Source organism: Amycolatopsis sp. MEPSY49 (genome assembly GCF_051337345.1).
Taxonomy (GTDB): domain Bacteria; phylum Actinomycetota; class Actinomycetes; order Mycobacteriales; family Pseudonocardiaceae; genus Amycolatopsis.
Genome location: NZ_JBDLYJ010000002.1, coordinates 135,540 through 160,531 on the forward strand (window position 1 = coordinate 135,540; position 24,992 = coordinate 160,531).

The 24,992-nt window shown below is 73.1% G+C and carries 33 protein-coding genes; 22 read left to right on the plus strand and 11 right to left on the minus strand.

All coding sequences use genetic code 11. The annotated features are described in order from the left end of the window. The first annotated feature begins 110 nt into the window (after positions 1 to 110). Positions 111 to 959 carry a helix-turn-helix transcriptional regulator gene (locus tag ABFJ78_RS09605; RefSeq protein ID WP_436385529.1) on the plus strand — a complete coding sequence of 283 codons (849 nt, stop codon included), beginning with the start codon at positions 111 to 113 and terminating at the stop codon, positions 957 to 959. Positions 960 to 1,042: 83 nt separating this feature from the next. On the opposite strand, the gene ABFJ78_RS09610 is transcribed toward ABFJ78_RS09605, so the two are convergent. From ABFJ78_RS09610 to ABFJ78_RS09625, 4 genes are read right to left on the minus strand one after another with little or no spacing between them, the layout of a single operon-like run. Continuing rightward, on the minus strand, positions 1,043 to 1,459 hold the full coding sequence (locus ABFJ78_RS09610) for a hypothetical protein (protein WP_436385530.1): 417 nt from the start codon (positions 1,457 to 1,459) through the stop codon (positions 1,043 to 1,045). Next, entirely contained in the window at positions 1,456 to 1,938 is a 483-nt protein-coding gene (locus ABFJ78_RS09615; RefSeq protein WP_436385531.1) for a hypothetical protein, read from the minus strand. The genes ABFJ78_RS09610 and ABFJ78_RS09615 overlap by 4 nt, the downstream gene beginning before the upstream one ends. Further along, on the minus strand, positions 1,935 to 2,378 hold the full coding sequence (locus ABFJ78_RS09620; RefSeq protein WP_436385532.1) for a hypothetical protein: 444 nt from the start codon (positions 2,376 to 2,378) through the stop codon (positions 1,935 to 1,937). Before ABFJ78_RS09620 ends, ABFJ78_RS09615 begins: the two co-directional genes overlap by 4 nt. Positions 2,379 to 2,388: 10 nt before the next feature. Beyond that, on the minus strand, positions 2,389 to 2,841 hold the full coding sequence (locus ABFJ78_RS09625; protein ID WP_436385533.1) for an LEA type 2 family protein: 453 nt from the start codon (positions 2,839 to 2,841) through the stop codon (positions 2,389 to 2,391). A gap of 342 nt (positions 2,842 to 3,183) precedes the next feature. On the opposite strand from ABFJ78_RS09625, the gene ABFJ78_RS09630 reads away from it, so the two are divergent. From ABFJ78_RS09630 to ABFJ78_RS09660, 7 genes are all read left to right on the plus strand, one after another. Further along, positions 3,184 to 3,765, plus strand: coding sequence for an RNA polymerase sigma factor (locus ABFJ78_RS09630; RefSeq protein ID WP_436385534.1), 582 nt, complete (start codon positions 3,184 to 3,186; stop codon positions 3,763 to 3,765). Between the two features lie 34 nt (positions 3,766 to 3,799). Next, positions 3,800 to 4,528, plus strand: a complete 729-nt coding sequence (locus ABFJ78_RS09635) for a hypothetical protein (protein ID WP_436385535.1) — start codon at positions 3,800 to 3,802, stop codon at positions 4,526 to 4,528. A 743-nt stretch (positions 4,529 to 5,271) separates the two neighbouring features. Then, on the plus strand, positions 5,272 to 5,445 hold the full coding sequence (locus ABFJ78_RS09640) for a hypothetical protein (RefSeq protein WP_436385536.1): 174 nt from the start codon (positions 5,272 to 5,274) through the stop codon (positions 5,443 to 5,445). A gap of 227 nt (positions 5,446 to 5,672) precedes the next feature. After that, positions 5,673 to 6,662 (plus strand): Acg family FMN-binding oxidoreductase, encoded by a 990-nt coding sequence (locus ABFJ78_RS09645; protein WP_436385537.1) that lies wholly within the window; start codon positions 5,673 to 5,675, stop codon positions 6,660 to 6,662. An 18-nt stretch (positions 6,663 to 6,680) separates the two neighbouring features. Beyond that, on the plus strand, positions 6,681 to 7,025 hold the full coding sequence (locus ABFJ78_RS09650) for a DUF3253 domain-containing protein (RefSeq protein ID WP_436385538.1): 345 nt from the start codon (positions 6,681 to 6,683) through the stop codon (positions 7,023 to 7,025). A 15-nt stretch (positions 7,026 to 7,040) separates the two neighbouring features. Then, the gene (locus ABFJ78_RS09655; RefSeq protein ID WP_436385539.1) at positions 7,041 to 8,015 is read left to right on the plus strand and encodes an ArsR family transcriptional regulator; all 975 of its coding nucleotides are present in this window, start codon (positions 7,041 to 7,043) and stop codon (positions 8,013 to 8,015) included. A gap of 64 nt (positions 8,016 to 8,079) precedes the next feature. Beyond that, entirely contained in the window at positions 8,080 to 8,637 is a 558-nt protein-coding gene (locus tag ABFJ78_RS09660; RefSeq protein WP_436385540.1) for a hypothetical protein, read from the plus strand. Here ABFJ78_RS09660 and ABFJ78_RS09665 read toward each other — a convergent pair. Further along, complete coding sequence (locus ABFJ78_RS09665; RefSeq protein ID WP_436385541.1) at positions 8,584 to 9,765, minus strand: FAD-dependent monooxygenase; 1,182 nt, start codon at positions 9,763 to 9,765, stop codon at positions 8,584 to 8,586. The two genes, ABFJ78_RS09660 and ABFJ78_RS09665, sit on opposite strands and share 54 nt — an antisense overlap. Before the next feature lie 110 nt (positions 9,766 to 9,875). Between ABFJ78_RS09665 and ABFJ78_RS09670 the strand changes: the two genes are divergently transcribed. Then, positions 9,876 to 10,364 carry a MarR family winged helix-turn-helix transcriptional regulator gene (locus ABFJ78_RS09670; RefSeq protein WP_436385542.1) on the plus strand — a complete coding sequence of 163 codons (489 nt, stop codon included), beginning with the start codon at positions 9,876 to 9,878 and terminating at the stop codon, positions 10,362 to 10,364. 10 nt (positions 10,365 to 10,374) lie between these two features. Here ABFJ78_RS09670 and ABFJ78_RS09675 read toward each other — a convergent pair whose 3' ends face one another. After that, a complete protein-coding gene (locus ABFJ78_RS09675; RefSeq protein ID WP_436385543.1) occupies positions 10,375 to 10,743 on the minus strand; it encodes a VOC family protein in 369 nt (122 codons plus the stop codon). A gap of 62 nt (positions 10,744 to 10,805) precedes the next feature. Here ABFJ78_RS09675 and ABFJ78_RS09680 point away from each other — a divergent pair, with 62 nt between their 5' ends. The 5 genes from ABFJ78_RS09680 to ABFJ78_RS09700 all read left to right on the plus strand — a co-directional run bounded on the left by ABFJ78_RS09680 (position 10,806) and on the right by ABFJ78_RS09700 (position 14,253). Further along, positions 10,806 to 11,246, plus strand: a complete 441-nt coding sequence (locus ABFJ78_RS09680) for a MarR family winged helix-turn-helix transcriptional regulator (RefSeq protein WP_436385544.1) — start codon at positions 10,806 to 10,808, stop codon at positions 11,244 to 11,246. Between the two features lie 272 nt (positions 11,247 to 11,518). Then, on the plus strand, positions 11,519 to 11,764 hold the full coding sequence (locus ABFJ78_RS09685) for an ATP F0F1 synthase subunit C (RefSeq protein ID WP_436386745.1): 246 nt from the start codon (positions 11,519 to 11,521) through the stop codon (positions 11,762 to 11,764). Positions 11,765 to 11,979: 215 nt separating this feature from the next. Next, a complete protein-coding gene (locus ABFJ78_RS09690) occupies positions 11,980 to 12,702 on the plus strand; it encodes an alpha/beta fold hydrolase (RefSeq protein ID WP_436385545.1) in 723 nt (240 codons plus the stop codon). Further along, positions 12,699 to 13,337: an HD domain-containing protein gene (locus ABFJ78_RS09695; protein WP_436385546.1), complete on the plus strand. Its 639-nt coding sequence runs from the start codon at positions 12,699 to 12,701 to the stop codon at positions 13,335 to 13,337. Before ABFJ78_RS09690 ends, ABFJ78_RS09695 begins: the two co-directional genes overlap by 4 nt. A 1-nt stretch (position 13,338) precedes the next feature. Beyond that, a complete protein-coding gene (locus ABFJ78_RS09700; RefSeq protein WP_436385547.1) occupies positions 13,339 to 14,253 on the plus strand; it encodes an NADP-dependent oxidoreductase in 915 nt (304 codons plus the stop codon). Between the two features lie 52 nt (positions 14,254 to 14,305). Here ABFJ78_RS09700 and ABFJ78_RS09705 read toward each other — a convergent pair whose 3' ends face one another. The 3 genes from ABFJ78_RS09705 to ABFJ78_RS09715 are packed head-to-tail and all read right to left on the minus strand — an operon-like array spanning position 14,306 to position 17,398. Continuing rightward, positions 14,306 to 15,745 (minus strand): alpha/beta hydrolase, encoded by a 1,440-nt coding sequence (locus tag ABFJ78_RS09705; RefSeq protein ID WP_436385548.1) that lies wholly within the window; start codon positions 15,743 to 15,745, stop codon positions 14,306 to 14,308. A gap of 33 nt (positions 15,746 to 15,778) precedes the next feature. Then, entirely contained in the window at positions 15,779 to 16,498 is a 720-nt protein-coding gene (locus ABFJ78_RS09710) for an ABC transporter permease (protein ID WP_436385549.1), read from the minus strand. A 15-nt stretch (positions 16,499 to 16,513) separates the two neighbouring features. Continuing rightward, complete coding sequence (locus tag ABFJ78_RS09715; RefSeq protein ID WP_436385550.1) at positions 16,514 to 17,398, minus strand: ABC transporter ATP-binding protein; 885 nt, start codon at positions 17,396 to 17,398, stop codon at positions 16,514 to 16,516. A 109-nt stretch (positions 17,399 to 17,507) separates the two neighbouring features. Here ABFJ78_RS09715 and ABFJ78_RS09720 point away from each other — a divergent pair, with 109 nt between their 5' ends. Beyond that, positions 17,508 to 18,644: a sensor histidine kinase gene (locus ABFJ78_RS09720; RefSeq protein WP_436385551.1), complete on the plus strand. Its 1,137-nt coding sequence runs from the start codon at positions 17,508 to 17,510 to the stop codon at positions 18,642 to 18,644. Continuing rightward, positions 18,641 to 19,243 (plus strand): response regulator, encoded by a 603-nt coding sequence (locus tag ABFJ78_RS09725; protein WP_436385552.1) that lies wholly within the window; start codon positions 18,641 to 18,643, stop codon positions 19,241 to 19,243. The genes ABFJ78_RS09720 and ABFJ78_RS09725 overlap by 4 nt, the downstream gene beginning before the upstream one ends. 23 nt (positions 19,244 to 19,266) lie before the next feature. Here ABFJ78_RS09725 and ABFJ78_RS09730 read toward each other — a convergent pair whose 3' ends face one another. Then, a complete protein-coding gene (locus tag ABFJ78_RS09730; protein ID WP_436385553.1) occupies positions 19,267 to 20,175 on the minus strand; it encodes an SDR family NAD(P)-dependent oxidoreductase in 909 nt (302 codons plus the stop codon). A gap of 128 nt (positions 20,176 to 20,303) precedes the next feature. Between ABFJ78_RS09730 and ABFJ78_RS09735 the strand changes: the two genes are divergently transcribed. Genes ABFJ78_RS09735 through ABFJ78_RS09750 form a run of 4 tightly spaced genes read left to right on the plus strand, consistent with a single transcriptional unit; the run spans position 20,304 to position 22,776 of the window. Continuing rightward, a complete protein-coding gene (locus tag ABFJ78_RS09735; protein WP_436385554.1) occupies positions 20,304 to 20,969 on the plus strand; it encodes a TetR family transcriptional regulator in 666 nt (221 codons plus the stop codon). Positions 20,970 to 21,026: 57 nt separating this feature from the next. Further along, a complete protein-coding gene (locus ABFJ78_RS09740) occupies positions 21,027 to 21,182 on the plus strand; it encodes a CopG family transcriptional regulator (protein ID WP_436385555.1) in 156 nt (51 codons plus the stop codon). Continuing rightward, positions 21,182 to 21,523, plus strand: coding sequence for a VOC family protein (locus ABFJ78_RS09745; protein ID WP_436385556.1), 342 nt, complete (start codon positions 21,182 to 21,184; stop codon positions 21,521 to 21,523). The genes ABFJ78_RS09740 and ABFJ78_RS09745 overlap by 1 nt, the downstream gene beginning before the upstream one ends. Further along, positions 21,520 to 22,776: an MFS transporter gene (locus ABFJ78_RS09750; RefSeq protein WP_436385557.1), complete on the plus strand. Its 1,257-nt coding sequence runs from the start codon at positions 21,520 to 21,522 to the stop codon at positions 22,774 to 22,776. The genes ABFJ78_RS09745 and ABFJ78_RS09750 overlap by 4 nt, the downstream gene beginning before the upstream one ends. Before the next feature lie 6 nt (positions 22,777 to 22,782). Here ABFJ78_RS09750 and ABFJ78_RS09755 read toward each other — a convergent pair whose 3' ends face one another. Beyond that, a complete protein-coding gene (locus ABFJ78_RS09755; protein ID WP_436385558.1) occupies positions 22,783 to 23,715 on the minus strand; it encodes a GlxA family transcriptional regulator in 933 nt (310 codons plus the stop codon). Positions 23,716 to 23,786: 71 nt separating this feature from the next. Between ABFJ78_RS09755 and ABFJ78_RS09760 the strand changes: the two genes are divergently transcribed. Further along, complete coding sequence (locus ABFJ78_RS09760; protein ID WP_436385559.1) at positions 23,787 to 24,122, plus strand: cupin domain-containing protein; 336 nt, start codon at positions 23,787 to 23,789, stop codon at positions 24,120 to 24,122. A gap of 69 nt (positions 24,123 to 24,191) precedes the next feature. Continuing rightward, on the plus strand, positions 24,192 to 24,974 hold the full coding sequence (locus ABFJ78_RS09765) for a hypothetical protein (protein ID WP_436385560.1): 783 nt from the start codon (positions 24,192 to 24,194) through the stop codon (positions 24,972 to 24,974). The last annotated feature ends 18 nt before the right edge of the window (positions 24,975 to 24,992 follow it).

Below are 24,992 nucleotides of genomic sequence, written 5' to 3' on the forward strand. Positions count from 1 at the left end.
TCCGATCGCTTCCCCAGTGAACGCGGCGGCCGCGAGGGGAGGAAGGACGCGCTCAGCCACTGACTCGCAGACCGTGGCTGAACCCGGTCGGTTCGTCGACGATGGTGACCATGAGCTTCGACCTCGCCTCGCTGGGCGCGTTCCTGCGCACCCGGCGCGCGGCGCTGCAACCGGAGGACGTCGGGCTGCGACGCGGGCAGCGCCGGCGCGCTCCGGGCCTGCGGCGCGAGGAGGTGGCGGAGCTGTGCGCCATGTCCGCCGACTACTTCGCCCGGCTCGAACGCGGCACCGGACCGCAGCCGTCCGAGCCGATGGTCGCGGCCATCGCCCGCGGCCTGCGGCTGACGCCCGACGAGCGCGACCACCTGTTCCTGCTCGCCGGCTACCGCACCGCCCGGCGCGACCTGCGGGCCCGGCACGTCAGTCCCGGGCTGATGCGGATCATGGACGGCCTGACGGGCACCACCGCCCAGGTGATGGGCCCGCTCGGCGAGACGCTGCTGCAGACGCCGTCCGCGGTGGCGTTGCTCGGCGACGAGACCCGCTACACCGGCAACGCCCGCAGCGCGGCCTACCGCTGGTTCACCGATCCCGCCGCCCGCGAGCGGTACGACCCCGCGGAGCACGACAAGAACGGCCGGATCACCGTCGCGCAGCTGCGCGGGGCGGTCACCCGCGACGGACCGGGTTCGGCGGCGGCGGAGCTGGCCGACGTCCTGCGGCGCACCAGCGACGAGTTCGCCCGGCTGTGGGACCGTCACGAAGTGGGCTTGCGGTGGAGCGAAACCAAGAGGTTCGCGCACCCCCAGGTCGGCCGGCTAGACCTCTACTGCCAGCTGCTGCTGGAGCCGGACCAGGGCCAGTCGCTGCTCGTCTTCACCGCGACGCCGGGGACGGAAAGCCACGAAAAGCTCGCCCTGCTCACGGTGCTCGGCACGGAGAGCTTCGCCGCGGAGTGAGCCGTTCGTCCCGGCGCCGGGGACGAACGGCCACAGCCGCGCGCTTGTCCGCGGCCTACCGTCGGGACCGCGCCCCAACGCCGCTAGGGGCAGCCGGTAGCGGTGGGCGAAGTTTGGCCGCGCCACTTGTTGTTGAGGCCGCGCACCGTGATCACCGCGGGCTTGTACGGCAGGTCGTAGCCGGTCAGGCCGGTCGCGGTCGTGGTTGTGAGCACCTGGCCTCTGCCACCGGTGGAATCGGTCGCGTAAACCTCGTAGCTCAGCGCGCCGGTGACCGCGGCCCAGCCGATGTTCACCGACTTGTTGTTGCCATTGCACTTCGCCGGCGTGACCGAGAAGGAAGCCGGCACGGCGAGCTGCAGAGCCTTGGCGCCCGCGCTCCCGGTTCCGTCCTTTAGCCAGGCGGCCTCGGCCCGCGCGTCGCCGACCGCGACCGATCCGCCGATCGCCAGCGCCCACGCCGCCGCCACGAGGCCCGTGGCGAACACGATGCGGCTCATGCGCTCGCCACCGTCACGACGACCGGGATCGAGAACGCCGCGCCCTGGCAGCCGTCGTCCACAGTGGACGCCATGGCGACAGCGTCCGGCAGGGTGAGCGTCGCGCTGCCACCCGCCGCGATGGGCGTGCCCGGTGTCTGGTCCTTGACCCATGAGACGCCGGTCTGCGTACAGGTGCCGATACCGCTGGAACCGGTCGGCGCACCGGTCCCGGCGGCCACGTGCGTGACCGTCACCGGGTAGGAATTCGGGTTGGTCACCAGGAGCTTCGCGGTGCCCGTGCCGCCGGGGTAGAGCAGGCCGGTCGTGATCGCCGACGCGTCCACCGCGCCGGTCGTCGGGGCGCTCGCCGTGCCGGCCTTCGCCGTGGCCGAGCCCGAGCCGGAACTCGTCCAGGCCGCGACGGCGATCCCGCCGCCCAGCGTCGCGCCGACCACCGCGGTGACGACGACCGCGCGGCGCAGGGTGGGGCTGTTCATGGCTTGACCGCCGTTCCTGTGTACGTCAGGGGAAAGGTGAGGCCGCGGCACGCGTCGGGCGCGCCGGCGACCAGGTGGGTGGTGAGCGCGACGTCGGCGGTGCCGTTGCCGGCGACCTTGACCGGCGCGGCGAGCGCGTCGACCCGCACCGCCGACGCCGGGCAGGCCGGCACGGGCCGCCCGCCGCCGTCGACGGGCCTGCCGACCGTCGTGGTGACGGTCTGCACGAGGATCGGGAAGTTTTCGCCGTTCCCGAGCCGGATCCACCGCGTCCCGGTGGCGCCGGGGACGAGCGCGGTGGCCCGGCCGGGCACGTCGGTGATCGCGAACTGCTTGATGCCGTTGCCGTTCGCGGCCGGCGCCGGTGCCGACGGGCCTACCACGAGCCACGTGCACACCACCAGCGCGCCGGCCGGAAGGGCGAAGCGCCACCTGGACATCGGCGCGCGATCAGGCGTTCGACGAGAGGGTGGCGGTCAGCGGCAGCGTGAAGGTCGCGCCCTGGCACGCGTCGGTGGCCGAGCCGCTCATCGTGGCGGTGAGGGTGTAGACCGAGCTGCCGTGCGCGGCGATGGTGCCGCTCGGGCTGGTGGCTGCGGCACTCGTCACGGTGCCCGCCGCGCAGCCCCCGGCGGTCGCGGTGGAGGAGCCGGCGCTGATGCTGTTCACCACGACCGGGTAGTCGTTCGGGTTGTCGATCTTCACGGTGAACGTCTTGACCGCGCCCGGGTAGAGCGGCGTGCCGGTCGTGTCGGAACCGATCACCGAGTTGACCGCAGTGGTCGAGGTGACGGAGCCGGAGCCCGCGCCGGTGCTGGTCCAGGCCGCGTAGGCGACGCCGGCCACGACGACGGCGCCGGCGGCGCCCAGGACGACCGCGGACCGCTTGCTGATCTTGCGCATGAGAAGGCTCCTTGGCTGTTACGGGAGGACGCCGGGGCGGGGAGCACCGGCTGGTCCGAAGCGGACCGTCACGAAGAGTGTGCGGAATCCGAGACGTTCGTCACTCCGGGCGACCGGCCTGAGTGGTCCCCGGGCGACCGGCCTGATCAAAGGGGACCGATGTCACTTGCCCGTGCGACGAGGCCGTGTTACGCGCGCGGGCGATCGATCTCCTGCGGCGGTGCTACGCGTCGCCGTGATCCGATGCGGCGTTGTGACCAGGGGGCGGGGGGCGGGCTTTCGCGCGTCCGGCCGATGACTCATGATGGCTCGGAACCAATGCGGTGGGGCAGACCGCGAAGGATGCGTGTGGAGCTGGAGTCGGTCCCTTGCCGCGCGGCGGGGGACGCCGATCTGCCGTCGGCCCTGGAGCGGGCGCGGCGGGGTGACGAGGACGCTTTCCGGGTGCTGTACCGGGCGGTGCAGCCCGGGCTGTGCCGGTACCTGCGGGTGCTGGTGGGCCAGGACGCCGAGGACGTCGCCTCGGAAGCGTGGTTGCAGATCACCCGCGACCTGACGTCGTTCCGGGGCGACCTGGCCGGCTTCCGGGCGTGGACCGCCACGATCGGGCGGCACCGGGCGCTGGACCACCTGCGTCACCGGCGGCGTCGCCCGGTCGCCGACGCGCCGGCCGAGTGGTTCCCCGAACGCGCCGCGCCCGACGACACCGCGAGCGCGGCGATCGAGGCGACGACCACCGACGCGGCCTTGGCGCTGATCGCGACGCTGCCGCGTGACCAGGCCGAAGCCGTGGTGCTGCGGGCCGTCGTCGGCCTCGACGCCAAGGCCGCCGCGGCGGTGCTCGGGAAGCGCCCCGGGGCCGTGCGCACCGCCGCCTACCGGGGACTTCGCACGCTCGCCGACCGGCTCGGCGGTCAGGTGTGACACTTTCGGGCCGCCCGGCGCTGAGGGAGGTGTGATGAGCAAGCACGAAGGGCGCCGGCTCGACCGGCACACCGCGGAGCAGCTGCTGCGGGGTGCGCCGGCCGACACCTCGGACGCGCTGGCCGGCCTGCTCGCCGCCGCGGCCGCCCCACCGCGCGACGGCGAGCTGGGTGGGGAGCCCGCGGCCGTGACGGCGTTCCTCGAGTCGGTTCGTCACGACCGAGCCCCTCGACCACGGAGCCCCTCGATGAGCAAGAGCAGGCTGCGCGCGGTGAAGGTCGCGGCCGTCGCGGCGGCGGTGTTCGCCGTCGGCGGCGTCGCCGCGGCCGCCACCGGCGTGCTGCCGTTGCCGGGCGGCGGCGGTACCCCCGCCCCCGCGGCGTCCGAGCACGGCCGGCCGCCGGCCGGCTCGTCGGCCGCGGCCACCTCGGCGCGCCCGAGCGAGGGGACCCGGACGGCCGGCCCGGCGACGCCATCCCCGTCGCTGACCGGCCTGTGCCACGCCTACGTTGCCGGCGGCAAGGCCGAGCACGGCAAGGCGCTGGACAGCCCCGCGTTCACGGCGCTGATCACGGCGGCGGGGGACCGGACCAAGGTCGACGGCTACTGCGCGGCCCTCCTGGACGACGAATCTTCGGGCCGGGGGCACGCCACCGGCCCGGGCAATGCGGACAACGGCAAGGACCACCCGGCCGCCACACACCCGAACGGCCCGCCGGGCACGCACCCGAACGGCCCCCCACCCGGCCGGCCCGGCCACTGACCCGGCCGGACCACGGACCAGCGGCGATCCCACCACCCCCATTCCGGGATCGCCGCGCCCGGACGGGCGGCGGCCGACCACCCCCAATGTTTCCGGTCGCCGCCCGTTCAAGAACGGGTGAAGTCGCGCTCGGCCGGCTCCGCGCGCCGGGCCCGGGGTAGCGCATCGGCGTCGCGCCGCATGCCTTGCGGCCGCGCGGGGTTTTGGGCGGTGGGCGTGGTTGCGGTCGTGGTGGGTGTGCGTGGTGTGGAGGTCTGGTTGCCGGGTGGGCGGCGGGTGCGGGTTTTGGGCGGTGGGCGTGGTTGCCGTCGTGGTGGGTGTGCGCGGTGTGGAGGCCTGCTTGCCGGGTGGGCAGCGCGTGCGCAGCCGCGGCGGGCGCGGGAGATTTTCGGGCGGTCGGCATGGCTTGCCGTCGCGGAGGATGTGCGCGGTCGGGGACCTGCTCGCCGGGTAGGCAGCGCCTGCCGTCGTGGCCGATGTTCGGGATCCGCGGTCTCGCTGGTCGCCGGCCGGCGTATGCGCAGCTGCGGCCGGACCACGCGACCGCTGCGGCCCGCCCCCTCTTTGGCCCACCGCCAAGAGGGACCGTCCGCGCAAGGTGCCGAAAGACCCGCCCGCCCAGGGAATCCGGCCGAGGCGCCGAACGTCCGGTCCGGGGTTTCCTGGTCCGGCGACGAGTGGTGGGTGGGCGCGACCCCTTGGCCGGCCGCGCCCACCCACCCTCCCACCCGGAGATCCGTGAGGTGGCCCATGCCCCGGCGCTCGAACGGCTCGGCGCCCACCTCACCGGGGAGTCGTCCCTGCTCGTCACGACGCCCGCCGACAGCCGCCGCCACAGCGTGCTGGCCGGCGCGGCCCTCCACGCGACCCGGCGGTCCGCGGCTTCGCCTCCGAACGCGTCCCGCTGCCCCTCCTGACCCCCGCCGAGCGGGCCCGCCAGGCCGGCGTGCTGCCCGGCGTACCGCAGGGACTGCTGCTGATCGGCCTCGCCGAACCGAACCGGCGGACGACGCCGTCCACTGTGGACATAGGTGGTGCCGGCGGAAAGTGAGGACCTAGGTCCCGCCAGACCGGCGACCGTCGCCGCGCGGGACCGTCGCCGGTGATGCTGGGGTGGTCCGCCCTTCGGAAACCGGAGCCCGCGATGAACCGACCGCTGCCCGACGTGTTCGACCAGGCCCTCGCCTCCGCCGTGCGCGCGCCGTCGCCGCACAACACCCAGCCCTGGCGGTTCGTGCTCGGGCGCGATCGGGCCGAAGTGCGGCTGGACCGCGCGCGGGTGCTCACCGTCGCCGACCCGCACGGGCGGGAGGCCCGGCTCGCCTGCGGCGCGGCCGCCTTCAACCTGCAGATCTGCCTGCGCGCCAACGGGCTCGCCGCGGTCGTGCGGCTGCTGCCGGACCCGGCCGAGCCCGATCTGGTCGCGGTGATCCGGCTCGACGGCAACGAAAAGGCGACCGCCGTCGAACGCAAGCTCGCCGAAGCCGTGTTCCGCCGGCACACCAACCGCCGTCCGCTGCTGGACAAGGAGGTGCCGCCCGCGGTGCGGGCGGCCCTCGAGTCGGCGGCGCTGAGCGAAGGCGGCCAGGTCGAATACCTCGACGCCACCGGCTGCTACACGCCGGTCGCGTCGCTGGTCCGGCAAGCCGAAGCGCTGCAAGCGGACGACCACGCCTTCAAGGCGGAAACCGCGTTCTGGACCCACCGCGCGGCCGGCAGCCCCGACGGCGTGCCCGAGACCGCCTCCGGGCCGCCGCCGGACGCTCCCGGCGTCGTGTCGATGCGGGCGTCGCACGAGAACCCCCGCCTGCCCGAGCGCGCGTACGAGCGGGAACCGCTGCTGGGCGTGGTGCTGACCCGGGACCGGGGGCCGCACGCGGAGGTCCGCGCCGGGATGGCGATGCAGCGCGTGCTGCTCACCGCGACCGCCGAGGGCCTGGCGACGTCGTTCCTGTCGCAGCCGTTCGAAACCCCGCGCACGCGCGAGTCGCTCGACCGGCTCTTCGCCGGGCTCGGGCAGCCGCACACGTTGCTGCGCATCGGTTACGGCTACCCGGCACGGCCGACCGCCCGCCGGTCGGTCGAGGACGTGCTCACCCGCCGGGACGACCCGGTGCCGGGCAGGCCGCGGTGATCGGTGCGATGCTGGGGTATGCCCGATCAGCCGGCCCCGCGGCGTGAACTGGAGCGCGTCCGCGACGGCGGCGGCCCCGGCGCGGACCACGCCCGCACGGCGTTGACGGCGACCTCCCCACCCGACCGGCTCCGGGCCGCGATCCTGGCCCTGGCGTCGGCACGGGGACCGGAGAGCAGCACGTGCCCGTCGGACGCGGCGAGGGCGATCGCCGACGACTGGCGGCCCCTGCTCCCCGAAGCCCGCGAGCTCGCCCGCGAACTGGCGAAGACCGGCGAGGTCCAGCTCACCCAGCACGGCCGCCCGCTCGACCCCGGCGGCGCCTGGACGGGCCCGATCCGGATCCGGGTTTCCCGCGCCTGACGTACGATCGGTCCCGTGATCGAGCTGCTGCTGGGAACGCTCGACCTGGCCAAGGTGCGGTTCGCGCGGTCGCCGATGGAGGAGCTGCGCAACAGCGTCTACGTCCTGGCCGGCCGCCGCGGCGCGGACCTCCACCGGCCGTGGATCACCATGGCCCGCTCCCGGCTGGCCGACCTGGACCTCACCCCGCTCTTCACCCTGCTGTCCCTCGACCACGGTTTCCCCGGCTTCCTCAACCCGCTGACCGAACCCGGCGAAACCTTCGCCGACCAGCTCGACCGCGTGCGCGCCACCGACGACGCAGGGGTCCGGTGCTACTTCGACGAAGGCTGGGCGCCCGGCGAGATCCCGGCGGTCCTGCGCCCGCTGTACGACGACCCCGGGCGCGAGCTCGGCCCGTTCTGCGACCTGCTCGCCGCGTACTGGCGCGCGGCGATCGAGCCGGTCTGGCCGCGGCTGTGCGCGGTGCACGACGCCGACCTCGTCCACCGGTCCGCCACCCTGACCGGCGGCGGCCTCGCCCGGCTCTTCGACGACCTCCACCCGCGGATCGAGTACGCCGGCGACGTGCTGCGGGTCCTGTTGCCCCACCACGACGTCCGGCACACCGTGAACGGCGTCGGCGTGCTGCTCAAGCCGAGCGCGTTCATCTGGCCGCGGCTGAGCGTCTGCGACGGCCACGACCAGGTTTCGATCGGTTACCCGGCCCGCGGCGTGGGCCGGCTCTGGGAACAGGAGCCGGTCGCGCGGGCACCGCTGGCCGAGCTCGTCGGCCGCAGCCGCGCCGCGCTGCTCGCCCTGCTCGACCTGCCCCGGTCCACGACCGAGCTCGCGCGGCACCTCGGCGTCACGCCCGCCACCGTCAGCGAACACCTCGCCGTGCTGCGGCTCAACCACCTGGTCCGGTCCCGCCGCGCCGGCCGGGTCGTGCTCTACGAACGCACCGCGCGCGGCGCCGGCCTGCTGCACGACGATTCGGTGCTGCCCTAATCGTCGCGCCGCCCCCGCCCGCGCGGCGACGATGGCGGTACCGATCGAGGCGGGGAGGCCGGGGATGCGCAGGGCCGAGGTGGCGGACGCGGTGGTGCGGATCATCGCGCGGGACGGGCTGGCGGCGGTGACCGCGCCCGCCGTCGCCGCGGAAGCCCGGCGGCCGGCGGAGTGGGCGGCGCGCCAGGCCGCCGCCGAAGAACTGCTGCTGCGCCTGACCCTCACGAACACCGTCGACGCCGTGGACCGCCGGATCGCCGCCGCCCGGCACGAGCCCGGCCTGCTCGGCGCGCTGGCCGGGCAGGCGGTGCCGGACCTGGCCGGGCACCGGCCGTGGCTGGGCCTGCTCGTCCGCTCGACGGCGGGCCCGGACCTCGCCGACCCGGTGCGCCTGCGCTTCGGCGCCCTGCACCGGGAGCTCCACACGCGCGTCGCCACCACCGAACCGGTGTCCGGCAACGAAACGCGGGCGACTTCGGCGCTGGTCGACGGCCTCACCGCGCACGTGCTCATCGGCGCGTGCACGCCCCGGGAAGCGGCCGGAATCCTGGTCGCGCACCTGAACCGGTCAGGGGAAGTCCGGCAGCGTCAAGGCCGAATGCTCGGGCCGCGGGCTCCCTGACGGGCTCTCCGCCAGCCGGCGAAGGGCGACGTTGCGGCGTTCGAGGTCTTCGGCCGTCGCGGGGAACAGCGTCGACTTGCCTTCCGACACCGTGGCCTGGTTGCGTTCGACGAAGTCCCGCAACCGGCTCTCGTAGGCCGCGAAAGCCGTGGTGTGGTCGGGAATCGTGGCCAGGGCGTGCCCGAGCACGTACGCGCCGACCAGGGCGAGGCTGGTGCCCTGCCCGGTCAGGAACGACGGCGCGTGGGCGGCGTCGCCGACGAGCGCGACCCGGCCGTCCGTCCACCGTGGCAGGTGGATCTGGCTGACGACGTCGAAGAAGAGGTCGTCGGCTTCGCGCATCGCCGCGACCATGCGCGCGGTTTCCCAGCCCTCGCCCGCGAACGTCTCGGCGACCAGGTCGCGCTGGGCCCCGGGGTCGCGGAACGCCTCGATCGGCGGGTCCTGCCGCGCGAACACCAGGAAACCGTGGATTTCGTCGCTGTCGAGGACCGAGTAGAGCGCCGCGCCCTTGCCTGGCGTGCTCCACGCGATGCCTTCGCGGTGGAGGCCGAAGACGTTGGGCATGGTGAACCCGGCGAAGCTGTAGCCGAGGTAGTGGTGGAACTGCTTTTCGTCGCCGAAGACCAGCCCGCGGGTCTGCGAGTGCAGGCCGTCGGCGCCGAAGACGAGGTCGTAGGTCTCCTGCCGGCCGCTCCGGAAGGTGACGTCGACGCCGCCGGCGTGCTGCGCCAGGGTTTCGACACTGTCGGCGAACCGGATGTCGGTGTCGTCGCGGACCAGGTCGTACAGCGTGCGGGTCAGGTCGCCCCGGCGGACTTCGACGTCTTCGCCGGCGGTGCCGCCGGCGACCGCGTTGGGGTCGAGCGCCGCGATCTCGCTGCCGTCGGTGTCGAGGAAGACCAGCCGGCGGGTGGAGATGTGCAGGTCCCGCAGGCGGGGGAGGATTCCCATCCGCCGGGCGGCGTCCAGGGCCGTCCCGCGGACGTCGATGGGGTAGCCGCCGTCGCGGAGGACGGGTGCCTTCTCGACGACGGTGACTGCGTACCCGGACCGGCGCAGCCAGTAGGCCAGTGCGGGACCGGCGATGCTCGCGCCCGAGATCAGGACCGATCGTGTGGTGGTCATGGAAACCCCCGATAGCTAAGTTAGGTATCTATGTTGTAGGTGCGACAATGCCGCGGAGACGCTGCGGTATGACGCAACTATATACCTAACTTAGCTATCTAAGGAGTGTGATGGCCGACACCGACGCCGGCGAGGGGCCCGACCTGCGCTCCGTGCTGCCCCGGCTCATGCAGCTGGGCACACTGATGAACCGCAGCGGCTTGGGGGAGCGGGCGATGAAGCGGGTCGGTGCCGACCTCGACCGGCCCGGGTTGTCGATCATCCTCGCCCTGCACATGACCGGTAAGGCGATGCGCGTCGGCGAGATCGCGGACCGGATGCAGGTCGCCGGGCCGCACGTCACGCGGCACCTGCACGTGCTCGAGCGGCGTCGCCTGGTGCGCGGCCTGGCCGATCCGGACGACCGGCGCGCCCGGCTGGTCGAGCTGACCCCGGATGGCGCCGAGCTGGCCGACCGGTACGTCACGACGCTGCTCGGCTGGTTCGGCGAGGCGTTGTCGGAGTGGACGGCGAAGGACCGCCGGACGTTCTACGACTTGCTGCTGAGGTTCACCGACGACCTGGCGGCGTTCCTGTCCGCGACGGCCGAAGAGGACTGAGCGGACGCGCTCAGCCGCGGTCGTGGAGCGTGACGTGGTAGCCGTCGGGGTCGGCGAAGGTGAACGTCCGGCCGAAGGGGCCGTCGATCGGCTCGGCGACGATGGTGTGCCCGTCGGCGGCGAGGGCGTCGTGGATGGCCTGGACGTCGGTGGCGTGGAGCCAGATCGCGGCACCGATGCCGGGCCGGGCGGCGGACGCGAGATCCGTGCCGGGGACGACGTCGCGGAGTGCGAACGCGATCGGCTTCGTCTCGAAGACGACGGCGTGCGGCGGTCCGGCCGGCGAGCGGACGAGGCCGAGGTACCGCTCGTAGAACGCCTGCGAGGCGTCGAGGTCGCGCGCTTGCAGCGAGATGAAGTCGGGTCCGGTGGCGGGCATGGTGGCGCTCCTTCGTTCGTGTCAGTCTTCTGACACGCATCAACCTATGTCAGAATGCTGACATGAGTCAAGACGGTGTCGACCTGCGGACGTCCCTGGGCTATCTGCTGAAGGAGGCATCGAGCGCCCTGCGCGCGGCGATGGAGGAGGTGCTGCGGCCGCTCGGGATGAGCGTGACGCACTACTCCTGCCTCGAGCTGCTGGCGCAACGGCCGGGGTTGTCGAACTCCGAGCTCGCGCGGGGCGCGTTCGTGACGCGGCAGACGATGAACGTGCTGCTCCAGGCTCTGGAGCGGGACGGCTACGTGACCAGGCCCGCGGAGGCGCCGGTCGGCAAGGCGCTTCCCGCGCGGCTCACGCCCCGCGGCCGGCGGAGCCTGGAGAAGGCGACGGTGGCGGTCCGGTCCGTCGAGGTGCGGATGCTGGCCGGGATGACCGAGGCCGAGCAGGCGAACGCGTTCCGGAGCCTGCAGAGCATGATTCGTTCCCTGCGGGACGCTTAGTTCTTTCCCTGGGTACGCGATTGCGGCCGGGCGCGGGAAAACCGGCAGTTCCCGGCCGTGCCCGCGCCTGCGACGACTCTGTTTTTCTGATATCCTTGCCGTGTTCGAACCATCGGTTCCGGTGAATTCCCGCCCCGTCGATTCTCCTGCCCGGCGAGATCCCCCAACCTGACCCAGCCGCCGTTTTCCGGCGCCTTCGCTTGTTCGGTGTGACACCAGAAGCCGCTGCTCCACGCGAGCGTGCGCGTGGACCGATGTGAAGGGGAATGTCCATGAACGACGCTGTTCTGACTCAAACCACCAACATCAACCCCGGCCTCGCCGCCATCGGCTACGGATTGGGCGCGATCGGCCCGGGAATCGGTGTCGGCCTGATTTTCGCCGCTGTCATCAACAGTACCGCCCGGCAGCCGGAAATGCGAGGGAAACTGCAGACGATCGGGTACTCGACGTTCGTGCTGAGCGAAGTGCTCGCGTTGATCGGCGTGGTCGTGTACTTCATCGCGTCCAACCGGTGAGCTTGGTGCCTGCGCGCGGCAACCCCGCGCGCAGGCACCGGGACTTTGCCGGAACCCTGGGGGGACCGGAAGTCGGCCGGGCACTGCGCTGGGTGGCCGTCCGAACTCGGAAGCGCCGTACCTGCGTGGGTTACGTTACAAAGGTTGACTGTAATGAAACTGGCGCCTACCTTCGAGCTGGCGGCGACGGCGCCGCGGGAAAGGTGGTTCGCTCGATGGCGGAGACGTACGTGCTCGTCCCGGGGGCCTGGCACGGCGCCTGGTCCTGGCGGCCCGTCGCGCAGCGGCTGCGTGCCCGCGGGCACCGGGTCTTCGCGCTCACGCTGCCCGGGCTGGCGGACGGTGATGATCCCCGGCGGTTCGGGCTCGCCGACACCATCGGCTTCGTCGCGGGCTTCCTCGACCGGAACGACCTGACCGACGTCACCCTCGTGGGGCACAGCTGGGGTGGTTACCCGGTCTTCGGCGCGGCCCACCGCGTCCCGCACCGGCTGCGCCGGCTCGTCTTCTACAGCGCCTTCGTGCCCGAGGACGGCGTCGCCCTCGTGGACGACGTGCCGCCCGGGCACGCCGCCCTGTTCCGGCAGCTCGCCCGGGAGTCCGCCGACCACTCGGTCGTCCTGCCGTACGAGGTCTGGCAGAACGCCTTCGCCCAGGAGACCCCGGAGCCCGCGCGGAAGCTGCTGTACGACCTGCTCGTCCCGCAGCCCATGAGCTACTTCGAGCAGCCGATGGAAGCGCCGGCGCTCGGCGTGCCGGTGAGCTACCTGGCCGGTGAAGCCGATCTGGCCATGCCGCCCGGCGAATATGCTTGGTGCCCGCGGTTCCCCGACCGGCTCGGGGTCGCGCCGGTCGCCGTGCCGGGTGATCACGAAGCGTTCCTGACCCGTCCCGACGATTTCGTCGCGGTACTCGAGGAGGAAAGGCAAAGGTCATGACGGAAGTCATCGCGGGAGTGGAAGTCCCGGAGACGGCGGCGGTCGCGGAAGCGGCGCGGCTCGTCCGGGAAACCACCAGCCCGCTCGTCTACCACCACTCCCGCCGGGTCTACTTCTTCGCCCGGCTGCACGCCGAACGGCTCGGCGCGGACCCCGATCCCGAACTGCTCTACCTGGCCGCCCTGTTCCACGACACCGGCCTCGCGACGCCGTTCTCCGACGTCGAACAGCGCTTCGAGGTCGACGGCGCCGACCACGGGCGCCGGTTCCTGCTGGAGCACGGCTTCTCCGCCGCGGCCGCGGAAACCGTGTGGACGGCGATCGCGCTGCACACCACGCCCGGCATCCCCGGCCGCATGGGTCCGGAGATCGCCGCTACGCACTTCGGCGTGCTGACCGACGTCGTCGGGTTCGGCCTCGGCGAGCTGGACCCCGGCCGGCTGGCGGAGATCGTCACCGCGCACCCGCGGGGCGACTTCAAGAACGAGTTCCTGACCGCCTACTTCGAGGGGCAGAAGCACCGCCCGGAGACCACCAACGGCACCGTCAACGCCGACGTCATCGAGCACTTCCTCCCCGGCTTCAAGCGCACGACGACCGTCGAGCGCGTCCTCGGCTCCGCTTGGGAGAGCTGACATGCGTGCCATCACCGCGAGCGGCCGCGACGCCGGCGTCGACGGGCTCACCCTGACCGAGCTGCCCCACCCGCACGCCGCCGAGAACGACGTCGTCGTCCGGGTCCACGCCGCCGGGTTCACCCCCGGCGAGCTGACCTGGCCGGCCACCTGGACCGACCGCGCCGGCCACGACCGCGCGCACAGCGTGCCCGGGCACGAGCTGTCCGGCGTCGTCACCGAGCTGGGCTACGGGACGACCGGCCTGACCGTCGGCCAGCGCGTGTTCGGGTTCGCCGACTGGGCGCGCGACGGTTCGCTGGCCGAGTACACGGCCGTGGAGGCCCGCAACCTCGCGCCGCTGCCGGCCGACCTCGACCACACCGTGGCCGCGGCGCTGCCGATCTCGGGACTGACCGCGTGGCAGGGACTGTTCGACCACGCCGGGCTCGCCACCGGCCAGACGGTGCTGATCCACGGCGCGGCCGGCGGCGTGGGATCGCTCGCCGTCCAGCTCGCGAAGGAAGCGGGCGCCCGGGTGGTCGGCACCGGCCGGGCCCGCGACCGCGACCTCGTGCTCGGCCTCGGCGCCGACGCTTACGTGGACCTGGCCGCCGACAAGTGGGAAGAGCCCGTCGATGTGGTGTTCGACGTCCTCGGCGGCGACGTCCTCGCGCAGTCGGCGGCGCTGGTCCGCCCCGGCGGCACCCTCGTGACGATCGCCGAGCCGCCCGTGGTGTGGCCGGAGCACGGGCGCGCGGTGTTCTTCGTGGTGGAGCCGGACCGGGTGCGGCTCGCGGAGCTGGCCCAGCGGGTGCGGGACGGCCGGTTGAAGCCCCTGGTCGGCGAGGTGCGCCCGCTCGCCGAAGCGGCCGAGGCGTTCGCCCGGCGGCGGCGCGGGCCGGGCAAGACGATCATCCGCGTGGCGACGGACTGACGGCGGGCTGTGCGGCGAGCACCCCGGCTCGCCGCACAGCCCTCGCCCCTCGTCAGGCGGTCTCCGCCGCGCAGGCCAGATCGTGCGCCGGGCGCGCCCCGGTCGTCAGGAACTCCGTCACCGCGGTGTTCCCGCACCGGTTCGGCCCGAACAGGTAGGCCCCGTGCCCGCCTTGGTCGATCGTCACCATCCGCGCCCGGTCGCCGAACGCCGCCCGCAGCTTGCGCGCGCCCGACAACGGCGTTCCCGGGTCACGCTCGTTCTGCACCAGCAGCACGTTCGACGGCCCGCGGCCGGTGATCCGCACCTTCGGCTCCGCCGGCGGCGACGGCCAGAACGCGCACGCCGCGATGTTCGCCGTCGCCGCGCCGATCAGCGGGTAGCGGATGCGGTCCACCGCGACGTCCACTTGGTAGCTCGCCACCGACCGCGGCCACGCCGTGTCCCCGCAGAGCACCGCGAACCGGGCGGCGAAGAGGTTCTGCACTGATGTCGACACCGAGCCGTCCGGCGGCTTCGGCGCCCGGCCTTCGTTCAGCCCCCGCCAGTCCTCGGCCAGCTGGGTCAGGTTCGTGGCGTAGAGCCCTTGGAACGTCAAGCCGCGGAAGGCCGATCCCGTGACCCAGTCGATCGGCGCCCGGTCCAGCCGCGCGGCCAGCTCGTGGAACTTCGCCGTCACCTGCGCCGGCGTCGTGCCGAGCCCGTACTGCGGGCGCGCCGCGGCGAACTTCGCGAAGTCCGGGAAGCGGTCCTCCATGCCCCGGCCGAAGCCGCGCATCGCGTCGATGTCGTACCCGCCCGGCCCGAGGTTGCTGTCCAGGACGAACCGGTCGCTGCGCTCCGGGAACATCGTCGTGTACACCGCGCCCAGGTACGTCCCGTAGGACGCGCCCAGATAGGACACTGCGGACTCGCCCAGCGCCTGGCGGATGCGGTCCATGTCCCGCGCGGTGTTCGCCGTCGTGACGTACGGCAGCATCGACGCCGTCGAAGCGGTCGCGCACTGCTTCGCCTCCGCCTTCGCGACCGCCGCCTGCTTCACTACGTCGGCCGGCCCGTTCGCGTACGGCAGGTTGCCGATCGCCAGCTGTTCCGGCGTCAGGTCGCAGGTCACCGGCGCGCTGTGCCCGACGCCGCGCGGGTCGAAGCCGATGATGTCGTACGAGTCGAGCACGTCCTGCGGCAGCTTGACGAGTTTCAGCAGCTGCGGGTAGTTCAGGCCTTCGCCGCCGGGCCCGCCCGGATTCGTCAGCAGCACGCCACGCCGTTTCTCCGGGTGCTTGCTCGGCAGCCGCGACACCGCGATGTCGAGCTTGCGGCCGTCCGGGTTCCGGTAGTCCAGCGGGACCCGCACTGTCGTGCACTCCAGGTCCGGCGTCGGGAACGCCCCCGCCGGGCACGGGCCCCAGTTCGGTTCGCTCGCGGACGCCGGCGGCGCCAAAGCCGTCGAGCCCAGCACGGCAACCGCCGTGGCCAGCAGTATCCTGCGCATCGGTGTTTCCCCTCTCTCGTTCGCGCCGCCGCTTCAGCGGCGCGGTTCCCAGCGGAAGAGCCGCGTGGCCAGTGCGACGGCGACGACGACCCAGGCCAGCGTCGGTCCGAACAGGACCAGCGAATCGGTGAGCGGCTTGCCGCCGTTCCAGCCGTTGAGCACCAGCTCGGTCGCCGACCCGCCGGGGAGCAGGCGCTTGAGCAGCGTGAGGTCGCCGGTGCCGGTCACGCCGACCCAGCCGGCCACCCCGATGACGCCGAGGCTGACCGGCAGGGTCGTGACCTGCGCGTGCTCCGGTGAGTTCGTCAGCCCGGCGGTCGCCAGGCCGAGCGCCAGCATCATGGCCACGGTCGCGACGACGGCCGCCACCAGCAGCACCGGGTCCGCCGGCGGCCCGGTGACCGCGGCCAGCGCGCCGAGGATGACGGCGATCTGGACCACCGACAGCACGGTGATGGGCAGCAGCAGCCCGCCCAGGATCCCGGCGTCGGGCGCCGCGGTGGAGCGCAGGCGCTTGAGGAACAGGTTCTGGCGGCGTGACGCCAGTGTCGTCACCGACGTTGTGTACAGCCCGATGCCCGTCACGAAGAACAGGGCGAGGGTGGCGATGTAGCCGAGACTGCCGGCTTCGGTGAAGAGGTCGTGCTTGGCGATGAAGAACGCGCTGAACGCGGCCGGCAGCACCAGGGCGGTGACCAGCACGAGACGGTTGCGGAAGATCTGGATCAGCTCGCCGCGAGCGATCGTCCACATGGGAATGTCCTCTTCTCAGGAGTTTTCGATGGCGCGGAAGACGTCGTCGAGCCGGGTCGGCCCGGCGCGCAGGTCACGCAGTTCCACGGCGTGGTCCTGCGCCCAGCCGAGCAGGGTGTGCAGGTCCTTCTGCAGGCCGAAGGTCTCGACGAGGAAGTGGCCGTCCGCCTGGCGGGTGGCGTGCAGCGGCGGCGCGGGCGCGCGTGGCGGCAGGCCGAAGTGGATGGTCGCGGGCAGGGTCCGCGTCAGCTCGGCGACGGTCCCTTCCCGGTGGAACGCGCCCTGGTGCATCAGCCCGATGCGGTCGGCGCGCTGCTGGGCCTCTTCGAGGTAGTGCGTGGTGAGCACGACGGTGGCGCCGTCTTCGCGCAGCCGGTCGACCGCGCCCCAGAGCGCGTCGCGGGACTGGATGTCGAGGCCGGTGGTGGGCTCGTCGAGGAAGACCAGCTCGGGCGCGCCGAACACGGCGGTGGCGAAGTCCAACCGCCGCTTTTCGCCGCCCGAGAGCTGCCCGACCTTGGTGGTCGCCTTGCGAGTCAGGTCGACGACGCCGAGCACGCGCCCGACGTCGTCGGACCGTTCGGTGAGCCGCCCGATCAGCCCGACGGTCTCCCGGACGGTCAGGTCCGGCGAGAACCCGCTTTCCTGCAGCATGATCCCCATCCGCGGCCGGACGGCGGCGCGGTCGCGGGGGTCCTTCCCGAACACGCGCACCGCGCCCGAGGTCGGCGCGCGGTGGCCTTCGACGGTCTCCAGCGTCGAGGTCTTGCCAGCGCCGTTGGTGCCGAGCAGCGCGTACAGCTCCCCGCGTTCCACTTGGAACGAAAGGTCCTTCACGGCGGGGAAGCCGCCGTAGGTGAGGGTGAGGCGGTCGACGTCGATGACGGGTGTCGTGGACATGCGCCGATTCCAGCCCGGATCGGCGCGCGGCCGGCAGTGCGGCGGTGTCACCGCGATCCATGACGCAGTGTCACTGGTGCGGCCCGCCGGGCCCGATACGCTCGAACCCGTGGAGGTGCCGACGATCGCGCGCAGGAGCTCCTGGACCGGTGGGGCGGTCCAGGAGCGGCTGCGCCGGCTCAACCTGATCACCACGGTCCCGCCGCTCGCGATCGTCGGCGTGCTGCTGCTCCTGCTGACCGCCCGGACCTGGTGGCACGTCGTCATCCAGGTCGTCGGGCTGGTCGCGGCGCTGGCGACCGCCGAACGCTGGACGGCGGGGGACTACCTGCGCGTCGCGCGGCCCAGCTTCGCCGTCACCGCGGTGGTCTGGCTGGCCGGGGCGCTGACCGGCGACCCGTCCGCGTTCTTCGGCGTGTCCGTGGTGGGGTCGTTCCTCATCCCGCCGCTGCCGCGCCGCCGGCTCGCGGCGCTGGCCGGGTTCACCGCGCTGGTCGCCGTCCTGGGTGCGGCGAACGTGCTGGTGTACGAAGACCGCGTCGGGGCCCGGCTGATCCAGTACGCCGCCATCCCGGCGGTCGCGGTGCTGGTCTCGACCGGGTTCATGTTCGTCAGCCAGCGGTTCTTCGACCTGATCGCCGAGCTGGAGCAGTCGCGCGAGCGGGAGGCGGAGCTGGCCGTGACCCGGGAGCGCGCGCGGTTCGCCGGCGACCTGCACGACATCCAGGGGCACACGCTGCACGTGGTGAAGCTGAAGGTCGCGCTGGCGGAGAAGCTGCTGGACAGCGACCTCGAGCGGGCGCGTGCGGAGCTGGGGGAGGTGCGCGGCCTGGTCGGCGACACGATCGTCCAGACCAAGGAGCTCGCCCACGCGCAGCGGCGGCTCAACCTGCCGGCCGAGCTGGAGAACGCGAAGAACCTGTTCGAAGCGGCGGGCATCCACGTGCGCGTCGAGCGGGAGTCCGAAGTGGACACCCGCGCGGGCGAGCTGCTCGGCCAGGTCCTGCGCGAGACGACGACGAACATCCTGCGCCACGCCCAGGCGCGGCAGGTGCGGATCACGCTGTCGCGGTCGGGGATCGAGATCGTCAACGACGGCGCGGCCGAGGACGGCGAGCCCGAGCTGAGCGGGCTTTCGGCGTTGCGCCACCGCCTGGCCGAGCACGGCGGCGAGCTGCAGGTGTCGCGCACGGACGGCCGCTTCCGGACGGCGGCGGCGTTCCCGGCGGGGGAGGACGGCCGATGACCACCGTGGTGCTCGCCGACGACGAAGCCCTGCTCCGCAAGGCATTGGCGGCGTTGCTGCCGCTCGAGGGCGAGATCATCGTGCTCGCCGAAGCCGAGGACGGCGAGCAGGCGGTGGCGGCCACGCTGCGGCACCGGCCGGACGTGCTCGTCATCGACCTGGAAATGCCCACTGTGGACGGTCTCGGCGCGGTGGCCGAGATCCGGCGGGCGCGGCCGGAGCAGGTGATCCTGATGCTGACCCGGCACGCCCGGCCGGGGGTGCTGCGGAAGGCGCTGAAGCTGGGCGTCCAGGGGTTCGTGAGCAAGGCGGCGGAGCCGGCGCACATCACGTCGGTGATCCGGACGCTGCACGAGGGCAAGCGCTGGATCGACCCGGACGTCTCGGCACTGGCGGTCGTCGACGACTGCCCGTTGACCGACCGCGAAGTCGACGTCCTGCGCGCGACGCGGGAAGGCTTTTCGGTGGCGGAGATCGCGGGCCGGCTGCACCTGGCCGAGGGCACGGTGCGCAACTACCTGTCCAACGCGATGCAGAAGACCCAGACTCGCACCCGCCACGAAGCGGCCCGTTATGCCCGAGAACACGACTGGCTTTAGGCGCCGCGGTGGCGGCTTCGCCGTCACCCCACCGGGAACTTGACCCCGGTCAGCTCCTCCGAAACCGCCCACAGCCGCCGCTGGATCCCGGCGTCGTACGACTGCGGCGTGGACGCCACCACCTGCGGGCGCCCGCGGTAGCCGCCGGGGCCGGCCGGGCCGTAGTACTGGCCGCCGAGGGCCGCCGGGTCCGTCGCCGCGCGCAGGATCGGGAGCGCGCCGCGCTCCGAGCTCTGGGTGAAGAGCGGGGCGACCACCGGGAAGAGCGCGCGGGCGATGGCGGGGGAGTTGCGCATCAGCTCTGTGCGGGCCACGCCCGGGTGGGCGGCGAGCGACGCCGTCGTGCCGTGCGGCGCGAGCCGGCGCTGCAGCTCGTAGGCGAACATCAGGTTGGCCAGCTTGGCCTGCCCGTAGGCCGCGACGCGGTCGTAGGAGTTCTCCCACTGCAGGTCGTCGAAGTGGATCGCCGCGCGGATGCGGTGGGCGATGCTGGCGACCGTCACGACGCGCGAGCCCTCGACCGGCAGCAGCAGGTCCAGCAGCAGGCCGGTGAACGCGAAGTGCCCGAGGTGGTTGGTGCCGAACTGCAGCTCGAAGCCGTCCCGCGTGGTCTGCCGCGGCGGGTACATCACGCCGGCGTTGTTGACCAGCAGGTCGATCTTCGGCAGCGCGCCGTGCAGGTCGGCCGCGGCGGCGCGGACGGACTCCAGCGACGACAGGTCCAGCTCCTGCACGGTGACGTCGGCGGTCGAGCCGAGCTTGGCGGCGGCCTGCTTGCCCTTCTCGACGTCGCGGACGGCCAGCACCACCGTCGCGCCCCGCTCGGCCAGCGTCTTCGCGGTGTCGAACCCGAGCCCGGTGTTGGCCCCGGTGATGACGGCGACGCGGCCCTGCTGACTCGGCACGTCGCGTTCGGTCCAGTTCTCGCCCATGACGGTTCCCTCCGTGGCGGCCCTTTCGGACCGGCGGTCTGTTATGCCTCCGACGTTAAGGAACCGTCGGTCTGTTGTCAAGAGACTGCCGGTCTCCAATTTCGCGCGCTGGGCGTTACGCTGGTGGCATGACGTTCCAGCGAGCCCGCAGTGCCGAGCAGCGGGAGGAGCGGCGCCGCACGATCCTCGACACGGCGCTGGCGATGCTCGACGAGATGCCGGTGGCCGACGTGAGCCTCAACGAGCTCAGCCGGCGGGTCGGGCTGGCGAAGTCGAACGTGCTGCGCTACTTCGAATCCCGCGAAGCCGTCCTGCTCGAACTGCTCGACCGGGCGCTGCGGGAGTGGCTGGCCGAAGTGGCGGACGAACTGGCCGAGGGCGTCGACCGGAAGCTGCCGGCGGGGAAGCGGGCCGAGCGGTTTTCGGCCGTGGTCGCCCACTCGCTGGCCCGGCGCACGGTGCTGTGCGACCTCATCGGCGCACAGGCCGGCGTCCTGGAGCACAACGTGTCGACCGACGCGGTGGTGCGCTTCAAGCGGTCCGCCCTCGCCGGCCTGGACGCGATGGCCGAGCTGATGCGCGAGTACGTCCCGGAGGTGGGGGAGCAGGCGGCCTCGATCTGCATGCTGGCGATGATCCTGACCGGCGGCCTGTGGACGCATTGCCGCCCGTCGCCGAGCGCTTTGGCGGCGTACGAAGTGGATCCGGCGTTGACGGCGCTGCATCTTGACTTGGCGCCGGCGCTGGCGCACGGGTTGACGTTGTTGATTTCGGGAGCGATGTCGGCCGCTTGAGTCCGGCTCGGATTCAACCTGAGTGATGTGGGCATACTCATTTGCTAGCATGTGGGCATGACCCAGCCCGTCAAGCGGCAGTTCAGCGTCTACCTGCCGGTCGACCTCATCCGGCGGGTGAAGCACGCCTCCGTCGATGCCGACGAGTCCCTCTCCGCCTACGTCGAACGCGTTCTCGAAGACCACCTGCGACGCACTGAGGAGCGCCCGTGATGCGACTGCTGCCCATCCGCTACACCTCGGACGTCGAAGCCCTGACGCGCTTCTACACCGCCCTCGGCCTGCACGAAGGTCCCGCATCCAGGCCCGGCGGCTGGGTCGAACTCCCCGCCGACGGCGGCACGCTCGCCGTCCACAAAGAACAAAGCGCCGGCCGGTGCGAACTCGCCTTCGAGACCGACGAACCGCTCGAAGACGTGATGAACCGCCTACAAGAAGCCGGATACCGGCCAGGCCCCGTGATCGACGAAGGCTTCGGCCAGTCGCTCCGCGTGGACGACCCCGACGGCGTCCCGGTTCAGATCAACGCCTACGACCGAGACCTCTACACGTGACCCGGGCCGGGCCGCTGTCCCTCGCCGCCGGGATCGTCGCGCTCGAGTTCGCCGCCGCCGTCACCAGTTTCGTCGCCTCCACCCTGCTGCCCCTTGTCGCCCGCGACCTGAACGCCGAGAACCGGCTCGGGCTGCTCATCGCCGGTTCGACCCTCGGGTTGTTCGTCGCCCTGCCGCTCGCGAGCCGGGTGCTGGCGAAGCTCGGGACGCGCGGGACCCTCGCCGCCGGGATGCTCGCCTACGTCGGCGGGCTCGTCGTCGCGACCACCGCGCGGAACGCCGCCACCTTCGCCCTGGGCCAGCTCGCCACCGGGCTCGCCAGTGGCCTGCTCGCGGTGTTCGGCGTCAGTTCCGCGATCCGCCACCTCGACGACCGGCTGCGCGTCAAGGTGGTCGCGGCGTCGTCGGCGATGTGGATCCTGCCCGCCCTCGTCGGGCCGGCCGCGACGCTCGGCCTCGCGCACCTCGTCGGCTGGCGCTGGACGCTGCTGCTGCCCGTGCCGTTCGTCCTCTTCGGACGGTTGCTCGTCGTGCGGGCCGCCCGGGACGAGCCGGAGACGTCGCCGCGGCCGCTCGGCCGGACGCTGCTGGTGCCCCTCGGCGCGGCCGGCGTCGTGCTGAGCGAGGGCTGGTGGCCGCTCGCGCTCGCCGGCGCGGCCGTCGCCGTCGCCGGGATGGTCGCGATCCTCCCGGCGGGCACCGCCCGCCTGCGCCGGGGGACGCCCGCCGCGCTCGCCGCGATGGTGCTGTTCGCGGTCGGCTACTTCGGTGCCGACAGCCTGATCACCGTGCTGCTCACGACCGGTTACGGGGAGAGCCTCGGCCAGGCGGCGATCGTCCTGAGCGCCGCCCCGCTCGCCTGGGCCGTGACGAGCCTGGTGGCCCGCAGGCACTTCCCGGCGACGGGCTTGGCGCTCACCGCGCTCGGCACGGCCGCGCTGGCGCTCGGCGGCCCGTTCCCGGTGGCGCTCGCCGCGTGGACGGTGGCCGGGATCGGCGTCGGGCTCGCCTATCCCGCCCTCTACATCCGCGCGAGCACCGCCGGGTCGAGCGGGCTCACCGCGACGGAGCTGGCCACCGCCGTGATCACCGCCGAGTGCGTCGGGCAGCTGCTCGGCCGCGCGGTCGGCGGCGCTTTGAGCTCCGCGGGCGGGTTGTTCGCCGCCTACGCGGTGTTCGCGGTCGCGCTGGCCGCGGCGGCCGCGGTCAGCCGCCGGGACCAGAGCTCGGCGGCCTCCGCGCTGGAGCGCTGAGCACGGCTACGGCGTCCGGAACGCCCGCCGGTAGGCGCCCGGCGTCGTGCCGACCTGGGCGCGAAAACGGCGGCGCAGGTTGACCGCCGAGGTCAGGCCGACCCGGGCCGCGATCGCTTCGACCGGGAGGTCCGTGTCCTCCAGCAGGGCGCGGGCCTCCGTCACCCGGCGGGCCAGCAGCCACGCGCCGGGGCTGGTGCCGAGCTGGGCGGCGAAGCGCCGGGCGAGCGTCCGCGGGGAGACGCCGGCGTGCGCGGCCAGGTCGGCCACGGACAGCGTCCCGAGCCGGTCGCCCGCCCAGCCGAGGAGCCCGTCCAGCGCGTCCGGCGGCGGGGGCGGGGGCGCGAACTGCACCTGGCCGCCTTCGCGGTGGGGTGGCATCACCATGTGCCGGGCGACCAGGGCGGCGTGCGCGGCGCCGTGGTCCTTGCGGACGAGGTGCAGGCACAGGTCGATCCCCGCGCCCGCCCCGGCGCTCGTGGCGACGTCGCCGTGGTCGACGTACAGCACGTCCGGCTCGACGCGCACCCGCGGGAACTCGCGCCGCAGCTGCTCGGCGCGGCCCCAGTGGGTCGTGGCCGAGCGGCCGTCCAGCAGGCCGGTGCGGGCGAGCGCGAACACCCCGGAGCAGATGGTGACCAGCCGCGCGCCCCGGGCGTGGGCCCGCAGCAGCGCGCGGCGGACGCGCGGGGGCAGCGGCGCTTCGACCGGGGCCCAGCCCGGGATGATCACGGTGTCCGCGGTGTCCAGCGCCGACAGGCCGCGCGGGACGGCCATCGCGTACCCGGCGGTCGTCGGCACCGGGCCGGGCGTCTCCGCGCACACCTCGAACTCGTAGTACCCGGGCACGCCGTCGCGCGGCGTGCCGAAGACCTCGGCGGCGCAGCCGAGCTCGAACGTCGACTGCACCGGCCGCACCAGGGCCACCACGCGATGCATGGCAGGAAAGTACCCCAAGGTGTCTTCCCGGACACTGGCCGAGCCCCGTCGACGGCGGCATCGTGACGGTCATGCACCCCGAGATCCTCGACCAACCGGGCTACACCTCCGCCGCTGTCCGGGAAGCACCCGTCCGCGAGCTGTTCCCCGGCATCCGTTTCCGTCCACTGTGGACCGGGCCGGGCGGCGCGCACGCGGGAGTCCTCGAGATGGACGCCGGCACGTCGTGGCCGCGCCGGGACGTCCACGAACCCGGGCCGGAGGAGGTGTTCGTCGTCGCGGGCACGTTCAACGACGGCGCGCGCGACTACCCGGCGGGCACTTTCCTGCACGCGCCGGCCGGTTCGTGGCACGTCCCCGCGAGCGCCACCGGCTGCACGTTGTTCCTGTTCTACCCGGAGGGCTGACCGCTCGAGGCCGAGCCCATCGGGTGCCGACCCTGGTGCCGAACGGTTCACTGAGGTACAACCGGAGACGTGGCAGGGCATGCCGCGGTGGAGCGGGACGTGCTGGTGCGGTACCTCGACGCGTGGACGGCGAAGGCACTGCGGTCCCAGCGCGGCGGCACGTACGTCGAGTGCGGCGGCTTCGCGGCCGACGCGCTCCGGGTGTTCGGCGAGTTCGCCGACCGGCTGGACGGGCACCACCTGGAGCTGGTGATCGTCGGTTCGGCCGCGCCGTCCGGTGTGCCCGAAGGGCTTTCGGTGCGGGTGGTCGCCGATGTGGCGGAGCTGGCGCTGAGCGGCCCGGTGCTGACCCATTTGGACGGTCCCGGGGCGTGGCCGCTGGTCGCCCCGATGGCCCGCGGCAAGGGACGCGAGGTGGTGGTCACCGCACCGGCGGGGGACCACCGGGTCTCGCGAGGGTGCGCGGTGGAACTGGTCGCCGAGGACGGCGAAGCGCGGCTGCTGATGTTCCTTACGCCGGATGAGAAGCACCTCGCGACGTTCAAGAGCGAGCTGTGGGCGGTGGACGAGTTCGCGGGCATCCGCTACCGCGACCCGCACGACCCGGAGCGGACGCTGGTCGACATCTCGCTGACGCCGCAGCTGCTGCCGTTGCGCCGGGCGTTGTCGGCGGAGCTGGGGCGGCGGGGGAGGTGCCCGGTGGCGGAGCTGCAGCGCTTCACGCTGTTGGAGACGATCTACCGCCCCGAGGACGCGATCGGTGCGCTGGGTTCCGCGATCGCGGCGGGGGAGATCACGCGGGACCCGGAGAAGGGACGGCTGACCCCGCGGACCGTGGTGGGGCTGCCGTAGCGGCGGCCTGCCACGGCC

Excerpts from the sequence above, each read along its gene's own strand:
- ABFJ78_RS09605 (WP_436385529.1), top strand. The coding sequence starts at position 111 with ATGAGCTTCGACCTCGCCTCGCTGGGCGCGTTCCTGCGCACCCGGCGC.
- ABFJ78_RS09610 (WP_436385530.1), bottom strand. The coding sequence starts at position 1,459 with ATGAGCCGCATCGTGTTCGCCACGGGCCTCGTGGCGGCGGCGTGGGCG.
- ABFJ78_RS09615 (WP_436385531.1), bottom strand. The coding sequence starts at position 1,938 with ATGAACAGCCCCACCCTGCGCCGCGCGGTCGTCGTCACCGCGGTGGTC.
- ABFJ78_RS09620 (WP_436385532.1), bottom strand. The coding sequence starts at position 2,378 with ATGTCCAGGTGGCGCTTCGCCCTTCCGGCCGGCGCGCTGGTGGTGTGC.
- ABFJ78_RS09625 (WP_436385533.1), bottom strand. The coding sequence starts at position 2,841 with ATGCGCAAGATCAGCAAGCGGTCCGCGGTCGTCCTGGGCGCCGCCGGC.
- ABFJ78_RS09630 (WP_436385534.1), top strand. The coding sequence starts at position 3,184 with ATGCGTGTGGAGCTGGAGTCGGTCCCTTGCCGCGCGGCGGGGGACGCC.
- ABFJ78_RS09635 (WP_436385535.1), top strand. The coding sequence starts at position 3,800 with ATGAGCAAGCACGAAGGGCGCCGGCTCGACCGGCACACCGCGGAGCAG.
- ABFJ78_RS09645 (WP_436385537.1), top strand. The coding sequence starts at position 5,673 with ATGAACCGACCGCTGCCCGACGTGTTCGACCAGGCCCTCGCCTCCGCC.
- ABFJ78_RS09650 (WP_436385538.1), top strand. The coding sequence starts at position 6,681 with ATGCCCGATCAGCCGGCCCCGCGGCGTGAACTGGAGCGCGTCCGCGAC.
- ABFJ78_RS09660 (WP_436385540.1), top strand. The coding sequence starts at position 8,080 with ATGCGCAGGGCCGAGGTGGCGGACGCGGTGGTGCGGATCATCGCGCGG.
- ABFJ78_RS09665 (WP_436385541.1), bottom strand. The coding sequence starts at position 9,765 with ATGACCACCACACGATCGGTCCTGATCTCGGGCGCGAGCATCGCCGGT.
- ABFJ78_RS09670 (WP_436385542.1), top strand. The coding sequence starts at position 9,876 with ATGGCCGACACCGACGCCGGCGAGGGGCCCGACCTGCGCTCCGTGCTG.
- ABFJ78_RS09675 (WP_436385543.1), bottom strand. The coding sequence starts at position 10,743 with ATGCCCGCCACCGGACCCGACTTCATCTCGCTGCAAGCGCGCGACCTC.
- ABFJ78_RS09680 (WP_436385544.1), top strand. The coding sequence starts at position 10,806 with ATGAGTCAAGACGGTGTCGACCTGCGGACGTCCCTGGGCTATCTGCTG.
- ABFJ78_RS09685 (WP_436386745.1), top strand. The coding sequence starts at position 11,519 with ATGAACGACGCTGTTCTGACTCAAACCACCAACATCAACCCCGGCCTC.
- ABFJ78_RS09690 (WP_436385545.1), top strand. The coding sequence starts at position 11,980 with ATGGCGGAGACGTACGTGCTCGTCCCGGGGGCCTGGCACGGCGCCTGG.
- ABFJ78_RS09695 (WP_436385546.1), top strand. The coding sequence starts at position 12,699 with ATGACGGAAGTCATCGCGGGAGTGGAAGTCCCGGAGACGGCGGCGGTC.
- ABFJ78_RS09700 (WP_436385547.1), top strand. The coding sequence starts at position 13,339 with ATGCGTGCCATCACCGCGAGCGGCCGCGACGCCGGCGTCGACGGGCTC.
- ABFJ78_RS09705 (WP_436385548.1), bottom strand. The coding sequence starts at position 15,745 with ATGCGCAGGATACTGCTGGCCACGGCGGTTGCCGTGCTGGGCTCGACG.
- ABFJ78_RS09710 (WP_436385549.1), bottom strand. The coding sequence starts at position 16,498 with ATGTGGACGATCGCTCGCGGCGAGCTGATCCAGATCTTCCGCAACCGT.
- ABFJ78_RS09715 (WP_436385550.1), bottom strand. The coding sequence starts at position 17,398 with ATGTCCACGACACCCGTCATCGACGTCGACCGCCTCACCCTCACCTAC.
- ABFJ78_RS09725 (WP_436385552.1), top strand. The coding sequence starts at position 18,641 with ATGACCACCGTGGTGCTCGCCGACGACGAAGCCCTGCTCCGCAAGGCA.
- ABFJ78_RS09730 (WP_436385553.1), bottom strand. The coding sequence starts at position 20,175 with ATGGGCGAGAACTGGACCGAACGCGACGTGCCGAGTCAGCAGGGCCGC.
- ABFJ78_RS09735 (WP_436385554.1), top strand. The coding sequence starts at position 20,304 with ATGACGTTCCAGCGAGCCCGCAGTGCCGAGCAGCGGGAGGAGCGGCGC.
- ABFJ78_RS09740 (WP_436385555.1), top strand. The coding sequence starts at position 21,027 with ATGACCCAGCCCGTCAAGCGGCAGTTCAGCGTCTACCTGCCGGTCGAC.
- ABFJ78_RS09745 (WP_436385556.1), top strand. The coding sequence starts at position 21,182 with ATGCGACTGCTGCCCATCCGCTACACCTCGGACGTCGAAGCCCTGACG.
- ABFJ78_RS09755 (WP_436385558.1), bottom strand. The coding sequence starts at position 23,715 with ATGCATCGCGTGGTGGCCCTGGTGCGGCCGGTGCAGTCGACGTTCGAG.
- ABFJ78_RS09760 (WP_436385559.1), top strand. The coding sequence starts at position 23,787 with ATGCACCCCGAGATCCTCGACCAACCGGGCTACACCTCCGCCGCTGTC.